General features: G+C 73.1%; 5 protein-coding genes. 3 read left to right on the forward strand and 2 right to left on the reverse strand.

The window, feature by feature from the left end:
* Window positions 1-670 (reverse strand): NAD(P)-dependent alcohol dehydrogenase (locus H5J30_RS19440; protein WP_181788688.1); only part of this gene is annotated, 670 nt, incomplete at its 3' end.
* Window positions 671-737: 67 nt separating this feature from the next.
* A complete protein-coding gene (locus H5J30_RS19445; RefSeq protein ID WP_181788689.1) occupies window positions 738-1388 on the reverse strand; it encodes a TetR/AcrR family transcriptional regulator in 651 nt (216 codons plus the stop codon).
* A gap of 196 nt (window positions 1389-1584) precedes the next feature.
* Here H5J30_RS19445 and H5J30_RS19450 point away from each other — a divergent pair, with 196 nt between their 5' ends.
* The 3 genes from H5J30_RS19450 to H5J30_RS19460 all read left to right on the forward strand — a co-directional run.
* Window positions 1585-2568 carry a tetratricopeptide repeat protein gene (locus tag H5J30_RS19450; RefSeq protein WP_181788690.1) on the forward strand — a complete coding sequence of 328 codons (984 nt, stop codon included), beginning with the start codon at window positions 1585-1587 and terminating at the stop codon, window positions 2566-2568.
* A 467-nt stretch (window positions 2569-3035) separates the two neighbouring features.
* Window positions 3036-3665: a DUF6230 family protein gene (locus H5J30_RS19455; RefSeq protein WP_027742108.1), complete on the forward strand. Its 630-nt coding sequence runs from the start codon at window positions 3036-3038 to the stop codon at window positions 3663-3665.
* A gap of 90 nt (window positions 3666-3755) precedes the next feature.
* Window positions 3756-4308: DUF6114 domain-containing protein (locus H5J30_RS19460; RefSeq protein WP_181788691.1), on the forward strand; the 553-nt coding region annotated here is incomplete at its 3' end.

A 4308-nucleotide genomic window follows, 5' to 3' on the forward strand; every position in this document is an offset into this window, starting at 1 on the left:
AGGCGAGCGGGCGGTTGCCCGCGGTGTCGAGCACGATGTCGTAGCGGCCGGTGCCGGCGGTGACGTCCCGCTCGGTGTAGTCGACGACGTGGTCCGCGCCGAGCGAGCGGACCAGTTCGGTCTTGTCCGTGCCGCAGACGCCGGTGACCTCCGCCCCCCGCGCCTTGGCGAGCTGCACGGCGAACGTGCCGACGCCGCCGCCGGCGCCGAGCACCAGCACGTGCCCGCCCGTCCGCAGCCCGCCCGCGTCGCGCAGCGCGCGCAGCGCGGTGACGGCGGAGGTGGGCGCGGCCGCCGCGGCGTCGAAGTCCACGTCCGCCGGCTTGGCCGCGAACATGTCCGCGGCGCCGCGGCAGTACTCCGCGAAGGTCCCGCCGCTGCCCACGCCGAACACGTCGTCGCCCGGCGCGAAGCGGGTGACGCCCGCGCCGACCGCCTCGACGGTCCCGGCGGCGTCCCAGCCGCGCACCCGCTCCTTCGGCCTGCGCAGGCCGAAGCCCATCAGGCGCATCATGTACGGCAGTCCGGCCATCAGGTGCCACACGCCGGGGTCGACGCCGGCCGCCCGCACCCGTACGACGATCTCGCCCGCGCCCGGTTCCGGCCGTTCGATCTCCGCCGCCCGCAGCACCCCGGCCGGGCCGTAGCGGTCCTGCACGATCGCCTTCATGGGGCCCCTCCTGGAGGTGGGGTGCCAGCATCCCGCTCCGGGCGCGGCCCGGACAGGTCCGAAGGGCCTATTGCGCGGCCGGGTCCTGGCCGGCGGGGTCCGTCAGCGCGGCCAGGCCCCGGGTCAGCAGGGTGGCGAACGCCGCCGCCCACGCGGCCGTCACCGGCTCCGCGCTGACCAGCAGCCGGTGCAGCACGGCGCCGGCGATCACGTCGAAGACCATGTCCGCGTTGCGCTCCGCCGCCGCCGCGTCCGGCTCCGCCGGCAGTTCCCCGCGCGTCTGCGCCCGTTCGCGGCCCTGCCGCACCAGGTGCTTCTGCCGCGCCACGATCGAGACCCGGATCCGCTCGCGCAGCGCCGCGTCGTGCGCCGCCTCCGCCAGCACCGCCATCAGCGCGCCGCGCGTACGCGGCTCCCGCAGCAGCCCGGCGAACTGGAGCACCACGTCCTCCACGTCCCGCGCCAGGCTGCCGTGGTCCGGCAGCCGCAGCGAGTCGAAGAGGTCGGCGAGCGCGTCCAGGACGAGTTCGTTCTTGCCCGGCCAGCGCCGGTAGAGCGTGGTCTTCGCCACTCCCGCGCGGGCCGCGACGCCGCCGAGGGTCACCCCGGCCCAGCCCGACTCGGCGATCGCGGCCCGGGCGGCGTCCAGGATCGCCCGGTCCGCGGTCGCGCTGCGGGGGCGGCCCGGGCGCCGGGCGGAGGGGGTCTCGTGGCTCATGAGCTGGACCTTATCCCTTCTCCCCGCCGCGGTTTCCGGGTTACGCTACGGCCCGTAGCGTAAGTCACCCCCGAGCGGCCGGTGTCTTCTGCTGCACCTTGGAACCCGCCCGGGACGAACCCTTCCGGGCGGGTTCGCCGAGTCATCCGCGGCCCGTCAGTTCAATGCACCGCGCGAAGGGGGGAGGATAGGGCGTATGCAGCCACGCAACATGTCTATGAGCGGAGCGGTCGACCTGGCCGCGGTGAAGGCGGCCGCCGAGGCCAAGGAGAAGGCGGAGGCGGCCCGCGCCCAGGCCGCCCGCGACGGAGTGCCCGCGTCCGGCGCCGGTTCGCTGGTCATCGATGTCGACGAGGCCGGCTTCCAGGAGGAGGTCCTCCAGCGCTCCACCGAGGTCCCGGTCGTCGTCGACTTCTGGGCCGAGTGGTGCCAGCCGTGCAAGCAGCTCAGCCCGCTGCTGGAGCGGCTGACGCAGGAGTACGCCGGCCGGTTCGTGCTTGCCAAGATCGACGTGGACGCCAACCAGATGCTGTTCCAGCAGTTCGGCGTCCAGTCCATCCCGGCGGTCTTCGCCGTCGTCGGCGGGCAGGCCATCCCGCTGTTCCAGGGCGCCGCCCCCGAACCGCAGATCCGCCAGGTGCTGGACGAGCTGATCAAGGTCGCCGAGCAGCAGTTCGGCATCGTCGGCCGGCCGGTGGCCGGCGAGGACGCCGCGGCCGGCGAGGAGGACGCGGCCGAGCAGGAGGCGGCGGAGCCGGCCGGCCCGTACGACAGCGCGCTGGCGGCGGCCGGCGACGCGCTGGACCGGGGGGACCTGGGCGGCGCGATCCAGGCGTACCAGAACGTGCTGTCCGACGACCCGGGCAACGTGGAGGCCACGCTGGGCCTGGCGCAGGCGGAGCTGCTGCGCCGCGTGGAGGGGCTCGACCCCGCCGCCGCGCGCAAGGAGGCGGCGGACCACCCCGCGGACGTCGAGGCGCAGATCCGGGTCGCCGACCTGGACCTGGTCGGCGGGCACGTCGAGGACGCGTTCGGCCGGCTCGTCGACACCGTGGCGCGGACCGCGGGCGAGGACCGGCAGGCCGCGCGGGTGCGGCTGCTGGAGCTGTTCGAGGTCGTCGGCGGCGACGATCCGCGGGTGGTCGCGGGGCGGCAGGCGCTGGCCCGCGTGCTGTTCTGAGCAGAGGTCGACCCAGGGTGACAGCCCCTGCCGCTTTGCCAAAAATTGACTGTGAGCAGGGCTGTTACTCGCAGTAACTGACGTGCAGTCAGATGACCGTCTTTGTCGTGCTTTCTCGTCGGGTACGTCCGCGCCGGGCGGCGACCCTGGGTGCAGGATCCGGCCACTGTGGCCGGATCTGCGTCACCCTCGCGTTACCCGTTGGTAACGAACCCCTTGTGCGCCCCCCTTCCGATGGACCACGATCGCCATCCGGACAGGGGGGTTCCCCGTTTCCGCGGACCGTTCCCGCGGGCCGGAGCCTGTCCGGACAACGAGTCGCTCGGGGGTAACGCCCCCTTCGACGCAGCGCGTCCGCCGCCCGTACCCCGGACCCGCAGAGCCGCGCCCGCGTGCGCGTGCGGATCCTCCTCGCTCCCGAGGACCGGCCCACGGGTCCAGGACGTACGTCCGAGAAGGAGGAAAGCATGGAGTCCCAGGCACGTGGTGGGACCAGGTGGAAGCGGTTCGCCGTGGTCATGGTGCCGAGCCTGGCGGCGACCGCCGCGATCGGCGTGGCGCTGAGCCAGGGCGCGCTGGCGGCGTCGTTCAGCGTGTCGGGCCAGGAGTTCAAGGTCACGGCGGACCGGCTGGAGGGCACCGGCTTCGTCCAGTACGGGGGTGTCGACAGCGGTCACGACCTGGAAGGCAACGAGGCCACGCGACCGGTGGCGATCTCCGCGTTCAAGGACGCGAAGATCAACGGTATGTGCCAGTCGGTCGTCACGCCCGACGTCCCGCTCATCGGCTCGGTCAGCCTCGTGCTGACGGCCGGTGACGACAAGCCGGTGGAGGCCAAGAACCTCTACATCGACATCGCGCAGCTCGACGCCGACGCGACGTTCGAGAACATCAACATCGGTGTGGCCGCCGGGTCCAGCACCAAGGGACCGGGCATCGGCAAGGGCGACAAGGCCGACCCGAACGGGTTCGCGCAGGAGGCCGACAAGGCCATCCTCACCGACGTGAAGCAGACCGCCTGGGCCACCAGCGCCGGCACCTTCAAGCTGAGCGGGCTCAGCATGAAGCTGCACAAGGGCGTCAAAGAGTGCTTCTGACCACGCACTCGGCCGGCGGGGAGGCGCGTACCGCTCCCCGCCGGACCCCCCTCTGACTGAACCGCACTGCCGTACCGGGGAGCTGTATTCATGAGCGCCGAGTTGCCGGACCTGCTGCACCGTCTGAACACCTGGCGGCTGCGATTCCGCGCCTGGCGCGGCTCCCGTCCGTTCTGGGCGGGTCTGCTGACCATCGCGGGCGGCGTGCCGATCGGCGCGCTGCCGTACTACAACATCAAGCTCGGCAACCTCAGCCTGCAGATGGCGACGCAGGCGGGGGCCGGCGGCCTGATCATCGGCGTGCTGCTGGTGACACTCGGGCTGACCATGTGGTTCCACTCCGTCGTCCGGGTGTTCGCGGGCGTCGCCTCCATCGTGCTGGCACTGGTGTCGATCCCGGTGTCCAACTTCGGCGGGCTGCTGGTGGGTTTCCTGCTGTCGATGACCGGCGGGGCGCTGGCCGTCTCCTGGGCACCGGCGGAGCCGTCGGCCGCCGATGCCGAGGAGACGGGGGACGCGACCGGCGCCTCCGACTCCGGGGACGAGGCCGCGGCCGGCGACGAGGACGCGAAGAGAGCCGGCGTCGACGCGATCGGCGTGGACGTCCTGGAGGAGATCGACGGCGGGAGGCACCGTGCTGCCG

Source organism: Streptomyces phytophilus (genome assembly GCF_013870535.1).
Lineage (GTDB): Bacteria > Actinomycetota > Actinomycetes > Streptomycetales > Streptomycetaceae > Streptomyces > Streptomyces phytophilus.

Excerpts from the sequence above, each read along its gene's own strand:
- H5J30_RS19450 (WP_181788690.1), top strand. The coding sequence starts at position 1,585 with ATGCAGCCACGCAACATGTCTATGAGCGGAGCGGTCGACCTGGCCGCG.
- H5J30_RS19445 (WP_181788689.1), bottom strand. The coding sequence starts at position 1,388 with ATGAGCCACGAGACCCCCTCCGCCCGGCGCCCGGGCCGCCCCCGCAGC.
- H5J30_RS19455 (WP_027742108.1), top strand. The coding sequence starts at position 3,036 with ATGGAGTCCCAGGCACGTGGTGGGACCAGGTGGAAGCGGTTCGCCGTG.